The sequence below is a fragment of the Vitiosangium sp. GDMCC 1.1324 genome, assembly GCF_003044305.1.
In the GTDB taxonomy this organism is placed as follows: Bacteria; Myxococcota; Myxococcia; order Myxococcales; family Myxococcaceae; genus Archangium.
Genome location: NZ_PZOX01000029.1, coordinates 140,997 through 166,217, shown reverse-complemented (window position 1 = coordinate 166,217; position 25,221 = coordinate 140,997). Strand labels below are relative to the sequence as shown.

Below are 25,221 nucleotides of genomic sequence, written 5' to 3'. Positions count from 1 at the left end.
CTACACTCCGCCCCCCTCAACATGCGCCCCCTTCTCTTCAGTCTCGCGCTCCTCCTGGCCGCGTGCTCCGAAACCGCGGAGCGGCCTCCGCCGTCGGATCGCTTCATCTTTCCGAGCGGCATCGTGTACCGCTCGGTGCCGGGCTCCACCAACGGCATCCTCTACGTGGCGAGCGCCAACTACGACCGGTGCTATGACCAGGGCACCCTGATGGCGGTCGACCTGGATCGTATGGGTCCCGGTATCTATAGCGATGGTAAGACCGATGCCGGGAGCCTGCAGCCCATCGGCTCGTACACGAACACGGACCTCGGTCTGTTGCCGGCCAAGTTCGAGCAGCTCAACCTCGCGTCGCAGTCGACCCTCTTCATCCAGAGCTACGCGGGAGAGATGGCCCTCAAGGAGGGCGCCACGCCCCGGCTCTTCGTGCCCGCCCGCGCGGATGGTGACTTCGTCCACTACATCGACATCGACGGGTCGGATCCGACGCGTCTGTCCTGCGTGGGCACCTCAAGCAAAAACTGCGCCGAGAATGCGTTGTCGCTCACCCATAACCTGTCGGGACAGACGGCGGACCTGCCACGCGCGCCCGCGCCCTTCGGCGTCTCCGTCGATCCCTCGGGCTCCTCCGTGTGGGTGACGCACCTGAACCTTGCGGACTCGCCCGCCGGGTCGGGGAACTCCGCCACGGCCCGCGAGTCGTACGTGGTGGGCCTGCCCAGCGACACGCCGAGCGTCTCGGCCGGGGACTTCTACCCCCTGAGCATCACCAATCTGCCCCTGGCTGGCGGCAACTCGGTGATCGCCGACGACCGGTACGTGTTCGTCTCCGGCCGGGGCCCGGCGAACAGCACGCAGGCCCGGCGCTTCCTGCTGCGCGCGCTGCGCAAGCCCGTGCCAGAGACAGACACCCCGGCCCAGGTGCTCGACCCCGGGCTGGACCTGGGCTTCGCCGCCGATGAGGCGCGCGGCATGGCGCTGACCGCGAAGGTGGCGGCCTCGGACTCGAGTCCCCGGCGGTTGTACATGGCCGTGCGCACGCCGGACTCGCTGGTGACGGTGAACGTGGCGGGCCTCGAGTCGGACAGCCCCAGCCTCACCGTGGTGGGCGCCATCCCCCTGCCCAATGGCCCGACCGAGGTGGCGCTGGTGCCTCGGGGTTCGGCTCGCAGCGAGCTGGTGCTGGTGTCCTGCAGCGCCGCCGGCGTGGTGGCCATCTATGACCCGGACGTGGGCCAGGTCGTGGCGCAGGTGTCGGTGGGACAGATCAGCGGCACCACGTCGCCGCAGCCTTTCGGGCTCGCCGTGCAGCAGCAGGGCAACGCGGCCCGTGTCTTCGTGAGCAACTTCGGTGACGGGCGCGTGTCGGTCATCGACATCTCGGACCTGAACAGTCCACAGCTGGCCCGGCTGGTGGCTCATCTGGGCGCCCGGCAGGACCAGGCGTCCTCGACGTGCCAGGAGGTTCAGCAGTGAAGCGCTTCATGGTGTCAGTGTTGGTGGTGGCCGGGGCGCTCCTGTCCGCCTGCACCCAGACGCAGGAGACCGTCCAGTCGGCGGGGCTGGCGGGGACCTTCGATCTGGCCCTGGTGAATGATCTGCTGTTCGTCACCTCGACGGACAACAACGAGCTGCGGGTGCTCGAGCTCGCGGTGGACGCGTCGCAGCGGCGGTTCGTCCGCGCTCCCAACCCCCTCCAGCCGCTCTCCATCCCGGTGCTGCCGCGGCCCCAGCGGCTCACGCGGGACGTGCGCTACGACGCGGGGGGCTTGGAGAAGACCGGCTCCTACGTGTACGCGCGCAGCAGCGGCTCGACGCAGATCTCCGTGGTATCCGCGGCCTCCGAGCGCCTGACAGAGCTGGTGCGGCTGGACACGAAGGTGCTCACCCAGGGCCAGTCCGCGGGTCCGGTGACGGCCTTCGCGGCCCTCGCGGCCGAGGTGCCGGAGGGTCAGGAAGGGGGCAGCACGCTCTACTTCGCTACCCAGGAGGTCTCCGGTAGCCGGCTGTGGCAGGTGCAGCTGCCGGGCCCGGAGGAACTCATCAAGCTCACCCAGGGCGCCACGAGTACCGAGGACCCCGTGCCGGGCCTGACGGCGCAGCCGGTGGTGGACGTGAGTTTCGACAACGTGGCCATCACCTCCATCCTGGTGATGCCCCAGGCCGGTGAGCTCGCGGTGTCCACGCGCACTCCGGCAAGCAGCACCACGTCCGCGTCCGGGAAGAGCTACTGGGTGAAGCTGGGGACGAAGGAGGTGCGGGAGCTGAAATTCGGAGCCCAGGTGCTCCAGCTCGTCACCCACGAGACGGTGGGGGCGCTGACGGCGGGCCAGCGCATCTTCGGCGTCCTCGATGCGTCCAGCTGCGGCGGTCAGTCCCAGTGTACGGGCGTGCTGGCGGTGGAGACCGCAACGGGCGAGTTGTCCAAGGACTTCACGGGTTACCCCATGCTGCCCATCAACGCGGGGTCCGGGTTGCCCATGGGCCTGTCGCTGTCCACGAATACGTACCTGAGCCGCCAGACGGGTGAGCCCTATGACTCGTCCCATAATCAACGTTCCCCCACCGTGCCCCTGCTGGGCATCGTGCCGCTCTCCAACGGGCAGATCCTCTTCTTCGACGCGGTGAACCTGGTCCCCTTCAACACGAACGCGAACAACGTCACCGCGGAAGACGGCACCGTCTCGACGGTGAACCAGGCCTCGGCCACGGTCGTGTACGTCGACGCCCAGGGCAACCAGCTGGACCCGGGTGGCACCAACGGGACCGTCAACTTCGAGGTCACCTACGGCGTCACCCGTGACCAGACGTACGCGTTTTTGTACCAGAGCATCCTGCCCGGGATGGCCTCCCTGACGCGGGACACGGAGAGCTCGACCTTCGAGGTGCCCAACACGCCGGGGCCCTCGGGGGAGCAGGTGGTGCAGCCCGGGGACATCATCGTCCTGCTTCCGGGCGGGGTAGGGCAGCAGCCGTGCGGCGACGAGCTGCAGGTGGCTTCGGTGCAGCCGTCGGCCACCAGCGGAAGGTTCACCCTGGTTCCCTCGGGCCCCATCCCGGAGGCCTGCGCCAACTACACGCAGTTCGAGGTCCGGGCGGGGGGCTCCAAGCCGCTGGTGCTCATCAGCAGCACCGAGTCGTTCATCAAGCGCGTGGGGGTGCAAGAGGAGTTCTCGCGCACCGGCACGTACTTCTTCCACCCGCCGGGCTATCAGGGGCAGACCGAGGGCACGGCGGTGAAGCTCACTGTCGGCCGGCTGGCGGAGGGCATCGCGCGAGGGGCCCGTTACGTGGTCACCACCCAGTCTTTCTTCTTCCCGTTCGTCATCACGGTGGACACCGTGAACTACGCGGACTTCGTGCCCTTCCGGCTGCCGGGGCCCGTGGTGCGTGCGCACGTGGGGGAAGGCGACTCGGCCAAGGACTACGCCTACATCGTCTACCCCTCGGCCAACGGCATCCTCCAGGTGGACCTGTCCAACGTCCAGGCAAGCGTGGCCAATAGCCAGGGGTTGGTCCCCTACCGGTGATTTCGCGTCCCTGGACGGCTCTGCTATCGTCCGGGACTCCTGGATTAGCGAGTCAAGACTGATGATCGACCAGAACTCCCGCCCCGCCCGCAAGGTAGGCATCGCCGACCACCTGTGGGAGACCTACGAAGACATGGCTCAGCAGATGGGCTCGGATCGCGACGCGCTCATCAACCAGGCGCTGTTCATGTACGCGCGCCTCAATGGTTTCCTCGAGGTGGCGCGGACAGGCCGGCCCGAGGTGGCCGTGGCGCCTGCCCCCGCTGCCTCGCCGCGCGCCGCCGCTCCGGCCCCGGGCGCCGTCAAGGCCGCCCCGCCCGTGCTGCAGCCCGTCAACGGGGGTGCTTCCGCCAAGGCCTCGCCTCCGCCGCCCCGGGACGACACGCCGATTCCCGCCCCGGCCCCGCAGCGGGCCTCCGCTCGCGCCGAGGAGCGTCCTCCCGCCAATACCCTGGACAACGATCCCGCCCGTCGCGAGGTAGCCGAGCGCGTCCTGGAGACGGCCGCGGAGCTCGAGCGCCTCATCAAGGGCAAGAGCAGCGAGCCCCGCGAGGAGCTCGACGAGGAGTCGCTGGCCGAGGACTCCGACGACTCCGGCATGGACATGCCTCCCGAGGACGGGCCCATGGGCGATGACGAGCCGCTGCCCGAGGAGGACGAGCCCATGGGGGATGAGCCCATGGACGAGCCGTCCGGTGGCGTGCTCATCCTCTCCATGGACAATGCCGAGCCGCAGACCATCTCCAAGGACCGGTTCGTGATCGGCCGTGGCAAGCACTGCGACCTGATGATCAACTCCGGTAAGGTCTCTCGTGAGCACGCCGTCATCGTCCGCGAGGGCGATGACTTCTTCATCGAGGACCTGGGCTCGTCCAACGGCACCTGGTTCAACAAGCAGCGGATCAAGCGCCGGAAGGTCGAGGACGGCGACGAGTACTTCATCTGCAGCGAGCGCGTGCGGCTCACCTACCAGTGAGCGCGGTGCCGCTATTTCAGGAGGTTGGGCTGTTCGCCAATTGACGGAGAGCGGCCCTCCCTGATTTATTCCCAAACTCCGTCCCTCCTCTCTTTCCGAGGGGGCGGGGTTTTCGATGACTCCCTCTCACATCGCGCTCTGGACCGTGCTGGGAGTGGCGCTGGTGATCTCGGTGGCCACGGACGTCCTGCGCCGCCAGATCCTGGACGTCGTCACCTACCCACTGGTGGGGCTGGCGTTGGGCGTGCGCCTGTGGGCGGAGGGCGTGGGCGACCTGGAGACGGGGCTGGTGAGTGGGGTGGTGTCCGGGGCGGGGCTGGCGCTGTTGCTGGTGCCGGCGGCGTTGGGCGGGAAGATGGGGTGGGGGGACGTGAAGTTGATGGCGGGCGTGGGTGCGGTGCTGGGCTTTCCCGCGGTGATGGCGGCGGCGGCCTTCATCTCCCTGGTGGGCGCGCTTCAGGCGGTGGTGACACTGCTGTGGCAGGGCGCCGTCTGGGAGACGCTGGGCGACATGGTGCGGCGGTGGGCTGTGCGGGTCCGGCTGATGCACGAGGGCGCGGTGAGCGGGCCGCGGCGCCACATTCCGTATGGCGTGGCGATCGCGCTGGGAACTTTCTGGGCCATGTGGTGGCAGCACGACAAACTGGGGTAGTTCGGATGCAACGCGAAGGGACTCTCACGATGCTTGGACGCTTCACGCAGGTGGCCGCGCTCGGCGCCCTGCTGGCCCTGTTCGCGGCGGGCACCGCGCGGGCTCAGGAGAGCAGCACCATCAACCTCGGAGTGGGCGCCCAGAAGGTGCTCACCGTTCCCGGTACCTCCAAGATCGCCCTGGGCGATCCCAACGTGGCCGAGGTGAAGGCCATTGGAGGCAACCAGATCCTCATCAGCGGTACGGCCGAGGGCAGGACGACGCTCCTGGTCTGGAAGAGCTCGGGCCAGCGCGTCAACTACATCATCGTCGTGCGCAAGCAGGACCTGGGTGAGATCAGCGCCGAGCTCAAGAAGCTGCTGGGCGAGATCGAAGGCGTCACCGTGCGCACGGTGGGTGAGCGCATCTACCTGGAGGGGCAGGCGTACACGGCCTCGGACGCCGAGCGCATCGATCAGGTGGTGTCGCTCTATCCGAACGTGAAGAGCTTCGTGAAGGTGGCGCCCAACGCCAAGAAGCTGGTGGCGCAGAACCTCCTGGCGGCCTTCCAGAAGGCGGGCCTGCGCAACGTGCAGGCCAACGTGGTGGGCTCCACCATCTTCCTGGAGGGCTCCGTGGAGAGCCAGCAGGACCTGCAGAAGGCCGAGCTCATCGTCAAGGCGGTGGGCGAGAAGGTGGAGAACCTGCTCGTCGTCGGCATCAAGCGGATGATCCTCTCCGAGGTGCAGTTCGTCGAAATCCGCCGCAACTCCAAGGATCGCTACGGCATCAAGTATCCCACCGACATCACCGGCAGCGTGGCGGCCACGGCCACCATCAACCAGGATCTGTTCCCTGGTACCTTCGGCTCGGGCCGCGGCATCATGACCATCAACGGCGGCGCGGACTTCTCCGTGGGCTTCCAGGCCAACGATGGCTACGGCCGGCTGCTCGCCCAGCCCAAGCTGGTGTGCGCCAGCGGTGAGAAGGCCGAGTTCCTCGCCGGTGGCGAGGTGCCCATCCCCCTCATCACCCAGAACCAGTTCACCGTGGAGTACAAGCCCTACGGCGTCATCCTCAACCTGCGCCCCACCGCGGACCGCAACGGCAACATCCAGACGGAGATCGAGGCCGAGGCCAGTGAGATCGACACCTCGGTGGCCGTCTCCTTCGGTGGCTCGGCGGCCATCCCCGGCATGCGCACGCGCAAGGTGAAGACGAACGTCACCGTGCGTCACGGCGAGACGATCGTCCTGTCGGGCGTCTTCAGCCACGACGAGCAGAAGGCCGTCTCCAAGCTGCCGGGCCTGGGTCACATCCCCATCATCGGCGAGCTCTTCAAGAGCCGCGCCTTCGACTCCACCAAGCGCGAGCTGGTCATCTTCGTCACGCCCCGTATCGTCAACCCGGACTCGGACAAGATCCGGACGATCATCGAGGACGTGAAGAGCCGCTACAAGCAGGCCCGCTCCGAGGTCAACTTCAACATCTTCGACTGAGCACCGCCCCCGCGCGGTTGCCTGGCTGCTCGAGGCCGGCCTCGTCCCCCCCGGGGGATGGGCGCCGGCCTCGCTGCTTCGGGCCTCCTCGTCGAGCCTCCTCTTTGAGGGGACGGGCGTGCTTGGTAGCATCCGGCACATGTTTCTCGTCACGCTCGAGGAGAAGGGCGGAGGTACCGAGCAGATCGAGTTCGAGAAGAACGAGATCACCATCGGACGCCTGGCTGGCAACGACATCGTCCTCGCCAAGGGCAACGTCTCCAAGTACCACTCGAAGATCGTCGCCAAGGACGGCAAGCTCATCGTCGTGGACATGAAGTCCACGAACGGCACCTTCGTGAACGGCAAGAAGATCGCCGGGCCGCAGGTGGTGAAGCCGGCCGATCAGATCTTCATCGGAGACTACATCATCAACGTGGAGCCTCTCGAGGACTCCGGAGGCATGACGCGCACGGCGCCTCCCGAGGAGGAGTACTACGAGGAGGACCAGGGTTACGAAGACGACGGGCAGGGCGCCTACGAAGAAGAGGAGCCCCCACCGCCGCCGCCCCAGCCCGCGGCCAACGCGCGCATGCCGGCCTCGCTGGCCTCGGCGCTCGCGAAGAACAAGAAGCGCGTGGACCCCCGGCTCGAGGCCTACACCCGGCTCCAGAAGGAGATCCACGACCGCCTCATCGAGTACCTCGACCTGCGCCGCATGGACATGGACCGGCTCGGCGACGACGAGCTGTGGCGGCGCACCGAGAAGGCCATCCGCGACATCATCGACCAGATGGAGGCGGACGGAGAGCTCCCGCCCGAGGTGGACCGGGAAGAGCTGCTCACCGACGTCATCAACGAGGCGCTGGGCCTGGGGCCCCTCGAGGCGTTCCTCGCGTCGGATGAGATCAGCGAGATCATGGTGAACCACGCCAACCAGATCTACATCGAGCGCAAGGGCAAGCTCGTCCTCTCCGAGAAGACGTTCAGCTCGAACCAGGCGGTGCTCGGCGTGATCGAGCGCATCGTCGCGCCCATCGGCCGGCGCATCGACGAATCCAGCCCGCTGGTGGACGCGCGCCTCAAGGACGGCAGCCGCGTCAACGCCATCATCCCGCCGCTGGCGCTCAAGGGCCCCTGCATCACCATCCGCAAGTTCAAGAAGGACTCGCTGAAGATCCAGGACCTCATCAAGTTCAAGACCGTCACCGCGCAGATGGCCGAGTTCCTGGAGATGTGCGTCAAGGCACGCAAGAACATCGTCATCTCGGGCGGCACGGGCTCGGGCAAGACGACGACGCTCAACATCATCAGCTCCTTCATCCCCGAGGACGAGCGCATCGTCACCGTGGAGGACGCCGCCGAGCTGCAGCTGCCGCAGGACCATTGGGTGCAGCTGGAGAGCCGCCCGCCCAACCTGGAAGGCAAGGGCGCCATCACCATCCGCGACCTGGTGAAGAACTGCCTGCGCATGCGGCCGGACCGCATCGTCGTGGGCGAGTGCCGCGCGGGCGAGACGCTGGACATGCTTCAGGCGATGAACACGGGCCACGATGGCTCGCTCACCACGCTGCACGCCAACACGCCGCGCGACGCCATCGCCCGGCTGGAGACGATGGTGCTGATGAGCGGCATGGAGCTGCCGGTGAAGGCCATCCGCGAGCAGATCGCCAGCGCCGTTCACATCATCGTGCAGCAGACGCGCTTCTCGGACGGGACGCGGAAGATCTGCTTCATCACCGAGGTCGCCGGCATGGAGGTGGACATCGTCACCCTCCAGGACATCTTCTATTACAAGCAGGAAGGCTTCACGGACGACGGGAAGGTGCGCGGGCGCTACGTCGCCAGCGGCTTCGTGCCGAAGTTCTACGATGACCTGCAGCGCAAGGGCATCCCCGTCAACATGAGCATCTTCCGCGAGGACTGACGCCGCAATGCCTACCCTGGTCGTCCGTCATCCCGACGGCAGCGAGAGCGAGCACGAGTTTTCCAGTGAGCTGAAGGTCGGCCGCCAGGAAGGAACCAATGACCTGGTCCTTGCCGAGGGCGGTGTGTCGCGCCGCCACTCCCGCTTCGTCGTGGAGAGCGGCAAGGTGATGGTGGAGGACGTGGGGAGCGCCAACGGCACGTTCGTGGACGGCCAGCGCATCACCGGCATGACGCCGCTCACGCCCAAGTCCCAGGTGCAGCTGGGCGACTACGAGCTGCGGCTCAAGGCGTCTGCGCCCCGGGCGGCCACGGGAGGACAGCGGGCGGTGGGCGATAGCCCTCCTCGCGCCACCCGGGCCATGCCCGCCGTCAAGCGGCCGGCTCCAGGCGCGGGAGGCCCGTCCGCGCTGGCGAAGCGTCCCCGGCCCGCGAGTCCCGCTGGTGCGGCGGAGGACGGGGAGGGTGGGGGCCTGATCCTCAAGGGGCTCACCGGGCCCTGGGCCAACCAGAAGTTCCCCGTGAAGGGCAAGCTGATCGTGGGCCGCCAGGCGCCCGCCTCGGTGGTCCTCGATGACGACTCGGTGAGCCGCAAGCACGCCGAGGTGGAGGCGACGCCCGACGGTGGCGCGCTGTTGCGCGACCTGGGCAGCGCCAACGGGACGCTGGTGAATGGCGAGCCGATGGGCACGCAGCAGGTGGAGCTGCAGCCAGGAGACGTCATCACCTTCGGCATGGTGGAGGTGCTGGTCGAGAGCGCGGGCGGAGGTGCCAACCTGCCGGCGCGCCGTGGGCGCTCCGAGGTGCCCTCGCGGCGCGGGGCGGGTGGTGCGGCGGCCGAGGCCGACGAGGCTCCCGCGGCCGGAGGCGCTCCGGCCTCGCGCAAGCGGCTGATGATGGTGGTGGCCGCCAGCGTGGTCGGCCTGTTGTTGGTGGCGGGCATCGTCAAGAGCACCCTGGGCAGTGGCCGCACCAAAGGCCCGGCGGGTGGTGGTGCCGTGCAGGCCCAGAAGGGCGCGCCACCCCCGAACCCGGCGGAGCAGGTGCAGGAGTTCCTCAGCCAGTGCCGTTCCTACTCCTCCATGGAGATGGGCAGCGAGCCGGATTGGGGCCGGGCCGAGACGGCCTGCTCGAAGGCGTTGGACGTGGATCCCATCAACGCCGAGGCCAACAGTCTGATGCGCCGCATCAAGCTGGAGAAGGAGGCCGCCGACTATTTCTCGCAGGGTCTGAAGGCGCTCGGCCGGCTCAAGGAAGAGGATGCGTTGGACCTCTTCAAGAAGATTCCCAAGGACAGCGCCTACTTCCGTCGCGCCAAGCCCAAGGTGCAGGAGGCGGTGGCGCAGGTGATGAAGCGCTCCGAGGACGACTGCAAGCGCTACCTGCGCGACGATCAGTGGAGCGCCGCCGTGCCCCGGTGCACTCTCTACATGGGCTTCGCCTGCCAGAAGATGAGCCGGGAGGATCTGGAGCCGCCCATCGGCTTCACCCTGGTGCTCGACAGGAAGAAGCGGCTGGGGCGCACCGAGTGGCGGCCCAAGGACAAGCTCTACCTGGACTTCCTCATCGCGCGGAAGAAGCTGGACCCGAACGCCGCGCCCTGGCGCTGCCCGGTGTCGGACATCTTCTTCGAGGACGAGGCGGCGCCGGATCCGAAGAAGCAGGTGGAGGAGGTCTTCAAGCAGCGCTTCCCCCAGAAGCTCATGGTCGCGGCGATGATGGATTACTGGGCCGGGCGCGGCAACGAGGCCGTCATCACCCTGCAGAAGCTGCGCTCCAACTACGAGCTGGCCCAGTACCACGGCGATGCGGACAAGATGCTCCAGGACGTGGGCAACGTGGACCAGCTCTTCAAGATCGGCCAGGGCCACCTGCAGAACGAGGACGTGGAGAAGGCCGCGGATCCCCTGCTGGAGGCGCTAGAAGTGGACAAGCGGCTGATGGGCGATCTGGTGGATTCGCGGCCGTCCTTCTACCGGCGCAACATCCACCAGGACATGGCCGCCAAGGCGATCACCCGAGGCAAGTACTGGGATGAGCGCGGGGACCAGCGCCGCGCCTGCCGCATCTGGAAGCTGGGCTTCCAGTTCTACGCGGGCAACACGGATCTCAACTCGCAGGTGGGCCGGTGCTCCACGCGCGGCCTCAAGGCCTTCAAGAGCGCCCAGGCCTGCGAGGATCTGGATGCCGTGCTGGACTTCGCCGTCAAGGGCGACGGGCTCGAGGAGAAGGTCCTGGCGATGAAGAAGGAGAACGGCTGCTGAGGTCCGGGCGCCCGGGAGCGTTGACGGTTCGCTCCCGGAGCGCTGCATGGCATGGACAGGGGGCGGGGGGCTCGGTTAAGGCCGGGGGCCTATGGTCCCGAGCCCTTCGAGCGGTGCGCCCCGCCTCGTCCTGATCGACGCCTCCAGCTTCATCTTCCGCGCCTATCACGCGATTCCTCCCCTGACGAACCGCCAGGGCGTGCCCACCAACGCCACCCTGGGCTTCACCCGGCAGGTGCTCAAGGCGCTCAAGGAGCTCAACCCCACCCACGTCGCGCTCGCCTTCGACAAGGAGAGCCGCGCCGAGCGTCAGAAGATCGACCCCAACTACAAGGCCAACCGGCAGGCCACGCCGGAGGATCTGGCCCAGCAGTTCCCCTTCATCCGCCGGGTGGTGGAGGGGCTCAACCTGCCCGTGCTGGAGGTGGCCGGTTGGGAGGCGGATGACGTCATCGGCACCCTGTCCAAGCGCGCGAAGGCCGAGGGCTTCTGCGTCCTGGTGGTCACCGGCGACAAGGACTTCGTGCAGATCGTGGACGAGGACGTGCACCTCTACGATCCGCAGAACGATCGCTACACGGATCCCGCCGAGGTGAAGGAGAGGCTGGGCATCGAGCCCCGGCAGATGCGCGACTATCTGGCGCTCATCGGCGACGCGGTGGACAACGTCCCCAAGGTGCCGGGCATCGGCCCGAAGACGGCGGTGGAGCTGCTGCATCAGTTCGGCGGCGTGGACGCGCTGCTCGAGCGGCTCTCCGAGGTGAAGAAGCCGAAGATGAGGGAAGCCCTCGAGTCTCACCGCGAAAGCCTGCTGCGGGCGCGAGATCTGGTGACGTTCCGCACGGACCTCGAGCTGGGGGCGTCCATCGAGGACCTGAAGCGCCGGCCCATGCACGAGGAACAATTGCGCCAGCTCTTCACCGAGCTGGAGTTCTCCGCGCTGCTCAAGGAGCTGCCGGCGAAGGAGCCCACGAAGCTGGTGACGGAGACGCAGCTCGTCACCACGAAGGAGGCGCTCCAGGCGTTGGCCTCCGCTGTGCGCGACGCGGGAGAGGTGACGCTCATTCCCGTCTATGAGGGCCTGCCTTTCGCCGCGTCACTGGTGGCGCTCGGGGTGGCGCTGAAGGACGGCACCACGCGCTACGTGCCGCTGGGCCATGAGGGGCTCGGCGTGGAGCAGGTGCGGCCTGCGGACTTCAAGCAGACCTTCCAGGGCGTGCTGGAGGACGCGGCGGTGAAGAAGGGCGGGCACGGCCTCAAGGCCCTCTGGCTGCTGCTGAACCGCGAGGGCATCCGGTTGAGGGGAGGGGAGGACGACGTCGAGCTGCTCAGCTATCTGCTGGATGCCTCGCGGAGGGACCACAGCCTGGAGTTCCTCTCCCGCGAGCGGCTCCAGGTGGACCTGCCCGAGCTGCCGGTCACCACCGGCCGCAAGGCGCGCCCCTTGAAGGACTTCGCGCCCCAGGAGGTGGCCGTGGCGTACGCGGCCCGGGCGGAGGTGGCACGGCGGCTGGCTCCCGGGCTGTGGCAGGAGCTGGAGCCGCTGGGGCTGGCGAAGCTCGCGCGGGAGCTGGAGCTGCCCCTGGTGCCGCTGCTGGCGCGCATGGAGTCGGACGGCGTGAAGGTGGATGTGAAGGTCCTCCGGGAGATCTCCGAGAAGGTGGGGGCCGACTGCGAGGCGAAGGTGAAGGAGATCCACCAGCTCGCCGGCACCGAGTTCAACGTGGGCTCCAACCCGCAGCTGGCCGAGGTGCTCTACAAGAAGCTGAACCTCCCCGTCCTCAAGCGCGGCAAGACGGGCCCGTCCACGGACCAGGAGGTGCTCGAGAAGCTGGCCGAGGTGCATGCGCTGCCGCGCGCCATCATCGAGTACCGCTCGCTGTCCAAGCTCAAGAGCACCTACCTGGACACGCTGCCGGAGCTGGTGGCGAAGGACGGGCGGCTCCACACCACCTTCCACCAGGCGGCCACCGCCACGGGGCGGCTGTCCTCGTCGGATCCCAACCTGCAGAACATCCCCATCCGCACCGAGCTGGGGATGGAGATCCGCCGCGCCTTCGTCGCCGAGGAGGGCCACCAGCTCGTCTCCGCGGACTACAGCCAGATCGAGCTGCGGCTGCTGGCGCACATCGCCGAGGATCCGGTCCTCATCGATGCCTTCGCCCGAGACGAGGACATCCACAGCCGCACGGCGGCGGAGATCTTCGGCGTGGCGCAGGACCAGGTGACGAGGGACCAGCGCCGCGTGGCCAAGACGGTCAACTTCGGCATCGCCTACGGCCTGAGCCCCTACGGGCTGTCCACGCGCCTCAACATCCCCGAGGAGGAGGCGCGTGACATCATCGAGCGCTACTTCACGCGCTACGCCGGCATCAAGCGCTACCTCGACGAGACGGTGAGGGTGGCGCGTGAGAAGGGGTACGTGGAGACGCTCTTCGGGCGGCGCCGGCCCATGGGAGACTTGAGCGCGAAGAACCGCCAGGTGGTGCAGGCGGCCGAGCGTGCCGCCATCAACATGCCGATTCAGGGCACGGCGGCGGACCTCATCAAGAAGGCTATGCTGGCGGTGGACGCGGAGCTGGAGAAGCAGGGCCTGCGCACGCGGATGCTGCTGCAGGTGCATGACGAACTGCTCTTCGAGGCGCCCGAGTCCGAGGTGGAGGCCGTGAAGGAGCTGGCGCGGAGGTGCATGAACGCGGTGATGCAGCTCAAGGTGCCCCTCAAGGTGGAAGTGGGTGCCGGAAAGACGTGGGCGGACGCGCACTGACGTACGCGCCCGCCCAGAAAACAACGCCGACCCGCCCGGCCGTCGAGGAAGCTCGTCGTGGACCCCCGACCACGCGGCCCCCGGCGGCCACTCCTTGCGCGCTCACCGCACCCCCGCGCGGGAACACGCCCCCTTTTCGTGCCTCGGGCCCCCCATTCGCCCGTCAGCACGCCCCCTTCAACCGCCGGCTCTCGGACACCTCCCATGGTTGGAGGCATCAAGCCGGACGGGTCGGCACCCCCCTCAACTCAATGAATCGCCATCCGCCCACCCCCCGCGGCGGGCTTCTCGCGCGCCGCCGCTCCGGGCTTCTCGAAGAACTGCACCACCAGGCCCGCGAAGAGCACCCGGGGCCTCGGCGCCGTCGGATGGGCCAGGCGCTCCATCATCGCCACCGCCGAGTCCACCGCCTCGTCCAGCGCCTGGTTCACCACCGCCCGCTCCGCGTCGCCCCCACCCAGCGTCTCCACCGCATCCACCAGGCAGCGGCGCAGGGCCGAGAACTCCTCGTGTAGTGCGCGCGCCCCGCGCTTCGGCGCCAGCCTCAGCACCGCCCGCGTCCGGCTCCACGGGCTGCCTTCCTTGCCCGCCAGGCTCCGGCCCACCTCCCGGATGAAGGGCTCCACCACACTGTCCAATTGGTTGCGCGGAGGCATCCCGTCCTTGCGCGCCTCGGCGAAGCGCACCCGGCGCCATGCCGCGGCGAGCCGCTCGGGTTGCCCCGCGAACACCCTCGCCACTCCCTCTGCCCGCCGTGCGCGCTCCGCCATGCCACTGTCCTCCGCTCTCGTGGCGCCGTCTTAAGCAAGTCAGTTGCCAGCGCTCGCGCGGAATGGGCGGACAGTGAATTCAGCCGTTTGGCTCGGCTCCCGAAACCCAGGTGCTCGCGCGGGCTGTAGATTTTGCGCGAGCGGCGATGAATTGGGCGCAGCGTGGGTGCCGCGGTCGCGTGAGTGGGCAGCTCTTTTCCCACTCGCGGCCAGCGCGCACCTCCGGCTCAGTGCACCGTCGGCTTGATCGGACGGCTCGGAGCTTCCTCTTCGTCCTCGAATTCCGGGCCATGCGGAGAGGTCGGCTCGTGCCACTCGGGAGCCATCGCATCCGCGGACTCCGCGCCGTTTCCGGGCTCCGTGACGTCCGCGGGCTCCATGACGTCCGCGGGCTCCATGACGTCCGCGGGCCCGGCCTGCTCCGCCGTCCCCGAGGGCTGCGGCAGCGAAGGTGGAACCAGGGCGCGCCGCAGGGCGAGTTCCGCCTCGAGGGCCGCGCGCATCGACGCCTCCTCGGCGGCCTCCTGCGCCTCCATCTCGGCGAAGCGCGCCTCCTTCTGCTTGCGCCGCCGCACGTACGCCGCCACCACCAGCGCGGTGGTGCCCAGCCACAGCAGCGAGGTGCTCGTCGTCAGCGGCAGCCAGCCGTAGCGCGCCGCGAGCCCGTCCCGCCACGCCGTCTCCTCCACCCACAGCGATGAGTGGAAGGCCTTGCCGAAGGCCTGCTCGAAGGGCTGGCCCGTGGCCACCTCGTCCACCAGCCGGCCCATGCCTTCCGGCCCGTACCGCGCCGACAGCCAGGCCACGAAGGCCGCGCTCTGCGCGTAGGCGACCTCCACGTCCGCCGGCCGGTCCGGCCACGCGTCGTACAGGTGCTCGAAGCGGAACACCTTCTCCTGCGTCACCGCGCGGAAGAGCGCCGTGTAGTGCGTCATGGAGAAGTTCTCACCCGTCAGGTTCTGCGCCAGGCCCTCCTGGAACCAGCGCGGCCAGTTGCTGGCCAGCTGTCCCAGAGCCACGTGCGCCAGCTCGTGCCGCAGCGTCACCATGCCGTCCGGCTCCGCCAGCGTCAGCGCGTTGAGCAGGACGATGCGGTGCGAGGGATAGGCCAGGGCCACCGCCCAGCCCGGAGGCGCACCCCCGGGCAGCGCCAGCGCCTCGAACTCGTCGCGGCCCACGCCCACCCGCAGCTCCGTCACCCCCGGCCAGTCCCGCCCCAGCACGGCCACGAAGCTGTCTCGCAGGGACTCGATGCTCGCGGCCAGCTGGCGCGCGGAGCCCTCGGCCTTCGCGGTGTAGAGGATGCGGAAGCGCGGCGTGGCCATCTCTCCCACCACCACCGCGGGCCGGGACGAGGGCACCATCGCGGGCTCCGCGCCCCCGTTGGCGTGGCCGGCCTCGTGCCGAGGTCCTACGGGGTCCTCCTGCGCCACCGCGAGGGGCGACAGCAACAGCGTCAGGAGCAGGAGCAGGTGGCGCATGGGAGCCTCAGGTGCCCCCAGACATAACAGCCTCGGCCTGCGCCGCGCCAAGCCCCTCGACTCGTACCCGCTTGCGACGCGAGGCGTCACCCGCCACCAGCGTCACCTGCCGTTTCGGGACACCGAGCTGCTTCGCCAGGAACTCGAGCAGGGCGGCGTTGGCCTCCCCATCCACGGGCGGGGCGGCGAGCTGGATCTTCAGCATCCCATCGTGCTCGCCCACCACGCGGGTGCGCGAGGCCCGGGGCTGCACCAGCACGGCCAGCTCCAGCGCGCCGGGGACTTCCTTGAGCCAGGCGGCGGCCATGACCTACTCGGCGTTCTGCGCCTTCTTCTGCGTGAGGTAGGCCACGTTGTCCTCGACGCGGGCGTAGTCCTTGTCGGCGAAGGTGCGCCCGCTGAACGTCTCCAGCAGCTTCTGGTGCGCGTCCACCACGGACTTCACCTGGGACTCGAACTGGGCGCGCTGGCGCTTGAGCTCGTTGATGTCCTCGACCACCTGCACCAGCCGCTGGTGCGCGCCGTGGACGATCTTCTCCGCCTGGTGCTCGGCGTCCGCGAGGATGATTTCCGCCTCCTTCTTGGCGGCGCCCTTCATGTCCTCGCTGATGCGCTGGGCGGTGACCATCGTCTCCTGGAGGGTGCGCTCGCGCTCGAGGTGCTGCTCCAGCTTGAGCTGGGTGCGCTTGAGCTCCTCCTTCAGGGAGATGTTCTCCTTCACCACCTCCTCGAACTCAGCGGCGATGAGCTCCAGGAAGGCTTCCACCTCGCGCTTCGAGAAGCCGCGCAGGGCCGTCTCGAAGCGCTTCTGCCGGATATCGAGCGGGGTGATCTTCATTCCCCCAGTATAGGCCAGCCCTAGGACTTCTCCAGGAACTGGTCCCCCAGCTCCTTGGCGCGGCGGGTGGCGGCCTCCACGGCGTTGATGAGGGTGGTGCGGAGCCCGCCTGCCTCCAGGGTATGCAGGCCGGCGATGGCGGTACCCCCGGGGCTCGTCACCTGGTCCTTGAGCTGGCCGGGGTGGGCGCCCGTCTCGATGAGGAGCTGGGCGCTGCCGAGCACGGTCTGCGCGGCCAGCTTGAGCGCGGTGTAGCGGGGGAGTCCCACCTTCACGCCGGCGTCCGAGAGCGCCTCGATGACGAGGAAGATGTAGGCGGGGCCGCTACCGGACAGGCCGGTGACGGCGTCCAGGAGGTTCTCGTCCACCACGGTGGTGGTGCCCACGGACTGGAAGATGCGGGTGGCCACCGCCAGGTCCTCGTCGCTGGCGTGCTCGCCGCGGGACAGCGCGCAGGCGCCCGCGCCCACCAGGGAGGGGGTGTTGGGCATGGTGCGGATGATGCGCGCCCCGGCGCCCAGCCGCCGCTCCATGGCCGCGATGGGCACGCCCGCCGCCACGGAGATGACCAGCTTGTGGGGGTCCACCTCGGGGGCCACCTGGACGAGCACCTTGTCCAGCGCCTGGGGCTTGACGGAGAGCACCACCACGTCCGCCTCGCGAACGGCGGCCAGGTTGTCCAGCGTGGTGCGCACCCCGTAGGTGCGTTGCAGCGCCTCCAGCCGCTCGCCGCGGCGTCCGGTGGCGATGAGGGATTCGGGCCGCGCGGTGCCGGCGCGCAGCAGCCCCTTGATGAGCGCCTCGGCCATGTTGCCGGCGCCGAGGAATGCGATGGTCCGTTCGAGCATCCCCCCGATTTACCGTGAAATGCTCCCGCCCGGACGCTCCGTGTGAGGAGGGCCTCCCACTACCGTCCGGTTGCTAATTTCTTGACGGGAGATCGGATCGTGGGACCTTGACACCCGCTACAGGCCTGTAGCGCCTGAGCGGAGCGAGGTGGGAGAACCCATGAGCGCGGCGGCTGCGACGAACTGGCGGACCCTGGACAACGTGGAGGTCGAGTGCACCCACTGCGGTGTGCGCATGACGGGCCACTCGGGGCCGCGGGTCAAGTACTTCCGGTGCGGCTCGTGCCACCGCTGGGTGTCGAGCACCTACACGGACGTCTTCCGCGCGGACGCGAAGATGCGCACGCACCCGGTGAAGGAGAAGACCGAGGCGGACGAGCGCTTCATCGCGGTGAAGGATCGGCTGGAGGCGTGGCTGGCGGCGATCGACGAGCAGGACCCGTACCGGGTGCTGGGGGTGTCGCCGTTGGATCCGCCCGACGTGGTGCGCGCGCGCTTCCGCGAGCTGGCGCTGGAGCGGCACCCGGACCGGGGCGGCTCGGAGGCGAAGATGCGCGAGCTGAACGTGGCGTACGAGAAGATCCTCCGCCACCGTCAGCGCAAGCGGATTGAAGCGCTGGAGGCAGGCGCGCCGGTGCATGAGGCCACGGTGCTGCCGGCCCGGAGCCGGTAGGCCCGGGTTGGCCGCTGCCCCGGTGGCATCGCCTGGGGGTAGGCGGTTCGACTACACTCCGGCCCCATGAGTCAGGACATCCAGGGGCTTCTCTGGGCCTACGGGTATATCGGCGTCTGTGTGGCCGCGGGGGAGCTGGCCCTGAGGTTGGGGCTGTCTCGCGAGCTCTCACGGAAGATCATCCACGTGAGCGTGGGCTTCTGGATCTTCGGCGCGCTGGGGCTCTTCGAGAGCCGGGCGCTGGCCGTGGTGCCCTCGGTGACGGCGGCGGTGGGCAACTGGATCATCCATCGCAAGCGTCTGCTGAAGTCGGTGGAGGTCGAGCCCGAGAACCTGGGCACGGTCTGGTTCCCGGTGGCGTTCTCGGTGCTGGTGTGGCTGGCGTGGGACAAGCCCGCGGCCGCGGCGGGTGGAGTCATGGCCATGGCGGTGGGGGATGCGCTGGCCTCGCTGGTGGGCCGGCGTTTCGGGCGCCACCGCTACGAGACGCTCGGCGGGGAGCACAAGAGCCTGGAGGGCTCGCTGGCCATGTGCGCTGGCACCTTCGTGGCGGTGCTGGCCACGCTGACGTGGATGCCGGGCCTCGCGCCGGACATGCCGAAGGTGCCGCTGGCCGCGCTATGCGCCGTGGTGGCCACCTGCGCCGAGGCGCTCGGCAACAAGGGGCGGGACAACCTTTGGGTGCCGCTGGCCGCGGGGGCCGTCCTCTACCTGGTTCCGCCCGCGCATGCGCTGGGCCTGGGGCTGGGCGCGGTGGTGGCCCTGGCCATCGGGGTGGCGTCGTGGGCGCGAGGCTCGCTGAGCCCGAGCGGCGTGTTGGGGGCCATCCTCATTGGCACGCCCGTCTTCGGGCTGGCGGGGGCGGTGGGGACCGCGGCCCTGCTCGGCTTCTTCATCTCCTCCAGTGCGCTGTCCAAGGCATTCCGCGCCCGGAAGGCGGGTGTCGAGGAGGAGTACGCCAAGACGGGGACTCGCGACCTGGGTCAGGCGCTGGCCAACGGCGGCGTGGCGGCGCTGGCGGCGGTGCTATTGGCCACTACCGGAGATCAGCGCTACGCCCTGGCCATGCTGGGTGCCCTGGTCGCCGCCAACGCGGACACGTGGGCCACTGAACTGGGGGTGCTCTCACGCTCGCCGCCGCGGCTGGTGACCACGCTGCGGCAGGTTCCTCCGGGCACGTCCGGCGCCGTGTCGGGGGCCGGGCTGCTGGCCGCCACCGCGGGCGCCGCTTTCGTGGGACTGGTGGCTGTGCTCGCGGGGACCCGGTGGACGCTGATTCCCTGGCTCGTCCTGGCCGGTGTGGCGGGCTCGCTGGTCGACAGCCTCCTGGGCGCCACGGTGCAGGACGTTCGCTGGTGTGACGCCTGCTCCCGGGAGACCGAGCGCCGGGTGCACCGCTGCGGCCAGCCCACCCGGCCCCTTCGGGGCTTCTCGTGGCTGGGCAACGACACCGTCAACGTGGTGGCCACCGCCGCGGGCGCCCTGCTGGCCTTCTGGGCGTAGCGAATGGACCGACCGGGAGTCGAACCCGGCGCATCAGGCGTGCAAAGCCCGATTCCGCCCCGGCGGCCAGCCCGAAGAATGTGAAGTGGAGTCACCGGGAATCGCACCCGGATCTCCGCCTTGCGATGGCGGCATCTTCCTGTTGGACGATGACCCCGAATTACGCGAGCAGGGAGTCGCACCCTGATCTCCGGCGAGTCATGCCGGTGCTCTGCTGTTGAGCGACTCGCGTGTCTGTCTTTGAAGTGGGGACGAGTGGACTCGAACCGCTATCTCCCGCTTATCAAGCAGGTGCTCTGCCTTTGAGCTACATCCCCATCAGCTATGGCAAAGCAGACGCGATGCTCCGCGAAGTCCTGACACCGCGCCGGCTGGCTCCCACGGCCGAGGGTCAGGCTGCCTCTCCGGCGTTGCTCCCAGCCCTGCCGGCGCGCAGCAGATAGAGCCAGAAGAAGGCCCCCAGCGCGAGCCCCAGCAGGCCCTTCACCCACGAGGGGAAGAAGTTGCCCGGGGAGATGAAGCCCTCCACCACGGCGATGAGGGCGAGGAAGGGCGCGCAGCCGAGCACGAGCTTCACGGCCTCGCGCCCGCGCTGCTCCAGGGCTTGGCCTCGGGGCAGCTCGCCGGGGTCGATGAGGGCCTGGCCCACCATGAGCCCCGCGCCACCGGCGATGACGATGATGGACAGCTCCACGGGCCCGTGGGCGGCGATGAAGTCGAACAGCTTGGGGCCCATGCCCTCGTGCACGCACAACGCGGCCACCGAGCCCAGGTGCACGCCGTTGTTGAGCAGTGCGAACACCGTGCCCAGCCCCAACAGGAGGCCCGAGGCGAAGGTGACGATCGTCACGGTGAGGTTGTTGGTGGCGATGCCCGAGGCCACCGCGTTGGGCGGTGACACCGAGAGGATTCCGTCCGTCCACATCTCCTTGCGGGCGATGAAGTCGCGCAGGTGCTCGGGGACGAGCAGCTCCGCGCCCCGAGGCTCCAGCAGCACCACCACCGCTCCGAGCAGGATGCCCAGTAGGAAGAGGCCCGCGCTGGCGGCCACGAAAGCGCCATTGGCGCGCAGGGTGCGTGGGAAGTCGTGGCGGAAGAAGGCCAGGGTGGAGGTCAGACGCTCGCGCGGCGGCTGGTAGATGGCGGCGTACGCCTGACCGCACAGCTGGTTGAGGAAGCGGTGCACGTCCGTGCCCGCGTAGAAGGTCTGCGCGTGCGCCAGGTCCGACGCCGCCCGGCGGTACAGCACATCGAGCGTGCGCAGCTCCTCCAGGCGTAGGGTGCCGGCACGCTGACGGGTGAGCAGCTCCTTCAGCGCATCCCAGTCGGGGCGGCGGCGGGTGACGAAGGCGGGCAGGGGCGTGGCCACTTCAACGCTCCGTCTGGACGCGGGCCCTCAGGAAGGCCTCGGCCGTCTGGGGCGAGGCGAGCACGGAGGCCCGTTCCGCCTCGTCCAGGCCCCCGTACCGCTCCACCAGTTTCGTCCCCAGACGCGCCCGGGCCGCCGGCTCGAGCTGGGGCGCCCGGGTGAGGAAGGAGAGGACGAGCTCCATGTCCTCGGGGGTCAGCCGCACGGTGCGGACCGGGGAGGGCAGGGCCTGTGCTCCGGCGGTGGGGGCCGTGTACTTGTCCAGGTCGATGCGCTCCTCGCGCACGAGCAGGGTGCCGGCCAGCAGGTCTCCCAGCCGCCGGTGCTGGCGCGTCAGCAGCACGCTGAGGCACCCCACGGCGTAGATGAGGGGAATGGAGTCCACCACGCGCACCAGGTTGCGCACCGCGCTCTCCAGCACGCCCACGGGCGAGCCATCCACGCGCACCACCCGGATGCCGACGAGGCGCTTGCCCGGCGTCTGCCCGCCCATGAGCACCTCGGCCAGCGTCCAGTACACCCACTGCGTGGCGAACACCCCCACCACCAGCAGCGTCCGCGCGAGGCCGGACAGTCCCTGGAAGAAGCCGAGCACGTCGCTCACCAGCAGGGTGAAGGTGAAGTAGGCCACCACCCAGAAGAGGAAGAGGAGGCACAGGTCGACCAGATAGGCGAGGCACCGGTAGCCGATGCCCGCCACGGGCAGCGACAGGGCGACCCGTTCAGGTGTGGCGACCTCGAGGCTCGGAGAAGCGGCGGAATCCATTCTCCCGGCAGATTACCCGGAACGCGCCCGGGGGATGCCTCCCGTCGTGCCGCACTCGGGGGGCCGCCCTACCGGCTGGGCAGGCACCGGGGCGGGCACCCCATCGCGCCACCCCCTCTGCACGCCCCAGGTGGGCGTGGTCAAGGTCATGGAGAGAGCGGTGGAACCACCTACATCCGACGGAGGCGCATATGGCGGACACGGATCGGCCCGGGGGGACGGAGAGTAACCAGAACACTCAGGGGACGGAGCAGCAGGGCGAGTCGCGGCGGGCTTCGGGGGTCGACCTGCAGGCCCGGCGCGAGCAGCGGCGGGAGACCCGGCGGAATCAGACCTACAAGAACTTCTTGAAGAACCTCGAGGTCATCGGCTCGATGAACGAGGAGGAGGCGGAACGTGCCGCGGTCTCGGTGCTCTGCGTGCTGGAGCAGCGGCTCATCGGCGAGGAGGCGGCACACCTGGAAGCCCAGCTGCCCGGCAAGCTCCAGGAACTGCTGGTGCGCTGCGAGCGGCACATGGGCAAGCCGGCCCACAAGTTCGGCAAGGACGGCTTCATCAAGATGGTGTCGGAGGACCTCGGCCTGGACGCATTCGAGGCCGAGAAGAAGATCCGCGCCGTCTTCTCCGCGGTGAGGGATCAGGTCTCCGAGGGAGAGATCGAAGACGTCATCGGCCAGCTGCCCGCAGACCTGCGCGAGCTGTGGCAGCGCGCCATCTGACCAGCCGGGCGCTCGAATGACGAAGGGGCTGGAAGATCTCCAGCCCCCGTCAGGGCACCCCTCTTCCTCAACGGCTGCTTCAGGCCTTCACCTTGCCCTGCTTGCCTGTCTCGCTCGTGCCTACCTGGATGCGCTTGGGTTGCACCTCGGGCAGCTTGGGCAGGCGCAGGTTGAGCACGCCTTCCTTCAGCTCTGCGTTGACCTGATTCACGTCCACACCCTCGGGCAGCGTGAACGAGCGGCTGAACGAGCCGTAGCTCCGCTCGTAGGCATAGAAGCGATCCGACTCGTCCTGCTGCTCGGTCTCTCGCTTCCCGCTGATGGTGATGCGATCCCCCGTCAGGGTGATGTCCAGATCGCTCTCCTTCACGCCTGGCAGGTCCGCCTTGAAGATGTAGGCGTCCTTCGTTTCCTTCACCTCGAAGGCCGGGACGAAGTTCCACGTCTGTTCGCCCCCGCTCACCATGCGGCCCATCTGCTCGAACGGATCAAACCCCATCAACTCCCTCATCCGCTCGAACGGATCGAACCCTCGTGTCCACCGCCCCAATGACGACGCCCCGCTTCCACGACGCACTGGAAGATCCGCCATGACACTTTCCTCCTTGTGTTCAGGCCGCCTCCGCTTGGAGTGCGGCCCCTACAATCAGGGTAGAGCGGCGATGTGGTCACACAAGGCACCCTCCAAGGCCGCTCCCTGTCCGCTGAACCGTCCTCCTCTGGCGCATGGAATCGCCCACCAGCCAACAGCTCCCGAGGCCTTGGGTATGACCGTGCACAATCAGCGGCAAATTGGCGTGGATTGGGACTGGACGTGTGCCATTCCCATGGACATTCGTGGGCAGCCCCGGTCGCACGGTGGGTGTGCCGGTGGTATTGTTGGGTCAAATCTTTCCAGTAGACGGTGGAGGTGCGGCTCAGAAGAGCAAAAACGTCAACTGGTTGTGGTTGGTGCTGGCCGGTAGGACGAACACCCTTGTGGCACTACGTGCCCGACCCACATCTCGAGCCGCCGGGTGTTGCCGAGACCGGATGCAATTCGTCTCAGAAAAATAAGTGCGCCATGACGGCTGGGGGGCCCTCGCATGGCATCGAATCAAGCGGAAGTTCGTATTGGATTGCTGGAAGGACCGTGGGCGGCCTGGCAGGGCCTGGCCGATGGGCTGCGAGGAGAAGGACTGCACGTCCTGTGGGTGACCCGGGACGTCAGGACGCTCCTTGACGGGATCGGCACGGATCCACCTCAGGTGGCCATCCTGGACGTGGAGCCGGATGGCGACACGGACATGGGGTGCTCGGCCACCGAAGGGCTGAACCTCCTGCGCGAGGCGCGCAAGCGCCGGCTGGAGGTCCGGATGCTGGTGCTGTCCTCGGCGAACGCCCAGGACTTCATCTCGCAATGCTTCGATGAGGGGGCCTCGGGCTACCTCTTCCGGCAGAGCCTGACGACGAACGCGGTGTGCACGGCGGTCAACGCCCTGGTGCGAGGGGAGAAGCTCTTCCCCGTCCAGTTGCTGCGCAACGACTTCGAGCACCCGCCGGTGGCCACGTCCACGGCGAGCGTCCTGCTCACCCTCACGCAGCGGGAGCGCGAGGTGTTGGCGTACGTGGCCGGCGGCGCGGACAACCTGAAGATCGCCGCGCACCTGCAGATCGCCGAGCGGACAGTGAAGTCGCACGTGACCCAGCTGTACCGGAAGCTGGGAGCGGAGAACCGGACCCAGCTGGCGCTGCGCGCGTGCCACCTGGGTGTCCGACCACCGCCAGATCTCTAGCGGTAGAGCCCCGGGGGCGGGCGTGACCCGTCGTCAGCCCCTGGGCAGCGGATGCGTCAGACCCCCCTGGCAGATCGTGGTGCGTGACACCACTGTCTCGGCCCATCGAGGGCGCCAGGAGGAGGCGGGTGATGAACGGGGTTGTGGGGCTGGAGACGCCGCGAAGCGGGCTGTTGCTTCCAGCACCGAGGAAGCTTGTTGAGCGGGAGCCGGGACGGGCCTTCCCGCGTGTGCGCATCGGCCACGTGCCGGTGGACCTGGGGCGCCTGGACGAGGTGCTGCGGTCCATCGAGGGACTCGTGTCCGGTGGCCAGGGCGGGTACGTCCTCACGCCGGACGTGGAGCAGGTGGCGCGGGCGGAGCACGATGCGGCCTTGCGCGAGTCGCTCGCCCGGGCGGAGCTGTCGCTTGCCGGGGGTCCGGCGCTGGTGCGCGTGGCCCGGGTGATCGGCTCACCGCTGAAGGAGGCGATGCCGGGCGCGGAGTGGCTGCGGGCGCTGGCCGGACTGGCGAGCGCGAGGGCCTGGCGGGTGCTCGTGGTGGCGGAGCGGCCGGGAGTCGCGGAGTGGGCGGCGTGCGCGCTGAGGGAGCGGCACGGGCTGCTCGCGGTGGGCGTGGCCGCGCCGGGCGTGCCCGGAGATGGGCGGGGCCCGTGGGTGGACAGGCTGCTCGAGCGCATTGCCCTGACGCGGCCGGACCTGGTGCTGGTGTCCCTGGACACGCCGAAGCAGGAGCTGTTCTGCCAGCACGCCGCCGCGAGGTTGCAGCCGGCGGTGCTGGTGGGCCTGGGGACGGCGCTGGAGTCGCTGCTGGACGGGCGCCGGAAGTCTCGGGCCCGGTGGGTGCGCCGGAGCTTGGCGTTCCTCCGGGCCCTCGTGGCGGCGCGGCGCTGAGTCAGGGCCTCGCG

The 25,221-nt window shown here is 68.9% G+C and carries 21 protein-coding genes and 4 tRNA genes; 13 read left to right on the top strand and 12 right to left on the bottom strand.

Annotated elements, in window-relative coordinates; translation table 11 throughout:
* Positions 1 to 21: 21 nt before the first annotated feature.
* The 8 genes from DAT35_RS50680 (at position 22) to polA (ending at position 13,572) form a co-directional block, all read left to right on the top strand.
* Positions 22 to 1,476, top strand: coding sequence for a YncE family protein (locus DAT35_RS50680; RefSeq protein ID WP_108076689.1), 1,455 nt, complete (start codon positions 22 to 24; stop codon positions 1,474 to 1,476).
* Positions 1,473 to 3,530 carry a hypothetical protein gene (locus DAT35_RS50675; RefSeq protein ID WP_108076688.1) on the top strand — a complete coding sequence of 686 codons (2,058 nt, stop codon included), beginning with the start codon at positions 1,473 to 1,475 and terminating at the stop codon, positions 3,528 to 3,530. The genes DAT35_RS50680 and DAT35_RS50675 overlap by 4 nt, the downstream gene beginning before the upstream one ends.
* 61 nt (positions 3,531 to 3,591) lie before the next feature.
* Entirely contained in the window at positions 3,592 to 4,506 is a 915-nt protein-coding gene (locus DAT35_RS50670) for an FHA domain-containing protein (RefSeq protein ID WP_108076687.1), read from the top strand.
* A 115-nt stretch (positions 4,507 to 4,621) separates the two neighbouring features.
* Positions 4,622 to 5,158, top strand: a complete 537-nt coding sequence (locus tag DAT35_RS50665; protein ID WP_108076686.1) for a prepilin peptidase — start codon at positions 4,622 to 4,624, stop codon at positions 5,156 to 5,158.
* A gap of 29 nt (positions 5,159 to 5,187) precedes the next feature.
* Positions 5,188 to 6,636 (top strand): type II and III secretion system protein family protein, encoded by a 1,449-nt coding sequence (locus tag DAT35_RS50660; RefSeq protein ID WP_108076685.1) that lies wholly within the window; start codon positions 5,188 to 5,190, stop codon positions 6,634 to 6,636.
* Positions 6,637 to 6,775: 139 nt separating this feature from the next.
* Positions 6,776 to 8,542, top strand: coding sequence for an ATPase, T2SS/T4P/T4SS family (locus DAT35_RS50655; RefSeq protein WP_108076684.1), 1,767 nt, complete (start codon positions 6,776 to 6,778; stop codon positions 8,540 to 8,542).
* 7 nt (positions 8,543 to 8,549) lie between these two features.
* Positions 8,550 to 10,805: an FHA domain-containing protein gene (locus tag DAT35_RS50650; protein ID WP_108076683.1), complete on the top strand. Its 2,256-nt coding sequence runs from the start codon at positions 8,550 to 8,552 to the stop codon at positions 10,803 to 10,805.
* 91 nt (positions 10,806 to 10,896) lie between these two features.
* Positions 10,897 to 13,572 (top strand): DNA polymerase I, encoded by a 2,676-nt coding sequence (gene polA, locus DAT35_RS50645; protein WP_108076682.1) that lies wholly within the window; start codon positions 10,897 to 10,899, stop codon positions 13,570 to 13,572.
* 248 nt (positions 13,573 to 13,820) lie between these two features.
* On the opposite strand, the gene DAT35_RS50640 is transcribed toward polA, so the two are convergent.
* The 5 genes from DAT35_RS50640 to proC form a co-directional block, all read right to left on the bottom strand.
* On the bottom strand, positions 13,821 to 14,342 hold the full coding sequence (locus tag DAT35_RS50640) for a hypothetical protein (protein ID WP_108076681.1): 522 nt from the start codon (positions 14,340 to 14,342) through the stop codon (positions 13,821 to 13,823).
* A gap of 227 nt (positions 14,343 to 14,569) precedes the next feature.
* Positions 14,570 to 15,823 carry a peptidase MA family metallohydrolase gene (locus DAT35_RS50635; protein ID WP_108076680.1) on the bottom strand — a complete coding sequence of 418 codons (1,254 nt, stop codon included), beginning with the start codon at positions 15,821 to 15,823 and terminating at the stop codon, positions 14,570 to 14,572.
* Between the two features lie 7 nt (positions 15,824 to 15,830).
* On the bottom strand, positions 15,831 to 16,130 hold the full coding sequence (locus DAT35_RS50630) for a DUF167 domain-containing protein (RefSeq protein WP_108076679.1): 300 nt from the start codon (positions 16,128 to 16,130) through the stop codon (positions 15,831 to 15,833).
* Positions 16,131 to 16,133: 3 nt separating this feature from the next.
* Positions 16,134 to 16,661: a DivIVA domain-containing protein gene (locus DAT35_RS50625; protein ID WP_108076678.1), complete on the bottom strand. Its 528-nt coding sequence runs from the start codon at positions 16,659 to 16,661 to the stop codon at positions 16,134 to 16,136.
* Positions 16,662 to 16,681: 20 nt separating this feature from the next.
* Positions 16,682 to 17,509: a pyrroline-5-carboxylate reductase gene (proC, locus tag DAT35_RS50620; protein WP_108076677.1), complete on the bottom strand. Its 828-nt coding sequence runs from the start codon at positions 17,507 to 17,509 to the stop codon at positions 16,682 to 16,684.
* A 160-nt stretch (positions 17,510 to 17,669) separates the two neighbouring features.
* On the opposite strand from proC, the gene DAT35_RS50615 reads away from it, so the two are divergent.
* Together DAT35_RS50615 and DAT35_RS50610 are read left to right on the top strand one after the other, a co-directional pair.
* Positions 17,670 to 18,182 (top strand): J domain-containing protein, encoded by a 513-nt coding sequence (locus tag DAT35_RS50615; protein ID WP_108076676.1) that lies wholly within the window; start codon positions 17,670 to 17,672, stop codon positions 18,180 to 18,182.
* A 66-nt stretch (positions 18,183 to 18,248) separates the two neighbouring features.
* Entirely contained in the window at positions 18,249 to 19,685 is a 1,437-nt protein-coding gene (locus tag DAT35_RS50610) for a DUF92 domain-containing protein (RefSeq protein WP_108076675.1), read from the top strand.
* 4 nt (positions 19,686 to 19,689) lie between these two features.
* On the opposite strand, the gene DAT35_RS59550 is transcribed toward DAT35_RS50610, so the two are convergent.
* The 6 genes from DAT35_RS59550 to DAT35_RS50585 form a co-directional block, all read right to left on the bottom strand.
* A tRNA-OTHER gene (locus DAT35_RS59550) sits at positions 19,690 to 19,758 on the bottom strand.
* Positions 19,759 to 19,771: 13 nt separating this feature from the next.
* Positions 19,772 to 19,842: transfer RNA gene (locus DAT35_RS50605), tRNA-Ala, on the bottom strand.
* Positions 19,843 to 19,846: 4 nt separating this feature from the next.
* Positions 19,847 to 19,917: transfer RNA gene (locus tag DAT35_RS50600), tRNA-Val, on the bottom strand.
* A 14-nt stretch (positions 19,918 to 19,931) separates the two neighbouring features.
* Positions 19,932 to 20,002: transfer RNA gene (locus tag DAT35_RS50595), tRNA-Ile, on the bottom strand.
* A 74-nt stretch (positions 20,003 to 20,076) separates the two neighbouring features.
* Entirely contained in the window at positions 20,077 to 21,054 is a 978-nt protein-coding gene (locus tag DAT35_RS50590; protein ID WP_108076674.1) for a stage II sporulation protein M, read from the bottom strand.
* Between the two features lies 1 nt (position 21,055).
* Positions 21,056 to 21,820 (bottom strand): RDD family protein, encoded by a 765-nt coding sequence (locus DAT35_RS50585; protein ID WP_108076673.1) that lies wholly within the window; start codon positions 21,818 to 21,820, stop codon positions 21,056 to 21,058.
* 191 nt (positions 21,821 to 22,011) lie between these two features.
* Here DAT35_RS50585 and DAT35_RS50580 point away from each other — a divergent pair, with 191 nt between their 5' ends.
* A complete protein-coding gene (locus tag DAT35_RS50580; RefSeq protein WP_108076672.1) occupies positions 22,012 to 22,539 on the top strand; it encodes a DUF2267 domain-containing protein in 528 nt (175 codons plus the stop codon).
* Positions 22,540 to 22,618: 79 nt separating this feature from the next.
* Here DAT35_RS50580 and DAT35_RS50575 read toward each other — a convergent pair whose 3' ends face one another.
* Positions 22,619 to 23,131, bottom strand: coding sequence for an Hsp20/alpha crystallin family protein (locus DAT35_RS50575; RefSeq protein WP_108076671.1), 513 nt, complete (start codon positions 23,129 to 23,131; stop codon positions 22,619 to 22,621).
* Between the two features lie 493 nt (positions 23,132 to 23,624).
* Between DAT35_RS50575 and fruA the strand changes: the two genes are divergently transcribed.
* Together fruA and DAT35_RS50565 are read left to right on the top strand one after the other, a co-directional pair.
* Positions 23,625 to 24,314: a response regulator transcription factor FruA gene (gene fruA, locus DAT35_RS50570; protein ID WP_108076670.1), complete on the top strand. Its 690-nt coding sequence runs from the start codon at positions 23,625 to 23,627 to the stop codon at positions 24,312 to 24,314.
* A 131-nt stretch (positions 24,315 to 24,445) separates the two neighbouring features.
* Positions 24,446 to 25,207, top strand: coding sequence for a WecB/TagA/CpsF family glycosyltransferase (locus DAT35_RS50565; RefSeq protein ID WP_108076669.1), 762 nt, complete (start codon positions 24,446 to 24,448; stop codon positions 25,205 to 25,207).
* The last annotated feature ends 14 nt before the right edge of the window (positions 25,208 to 25,221 follow it).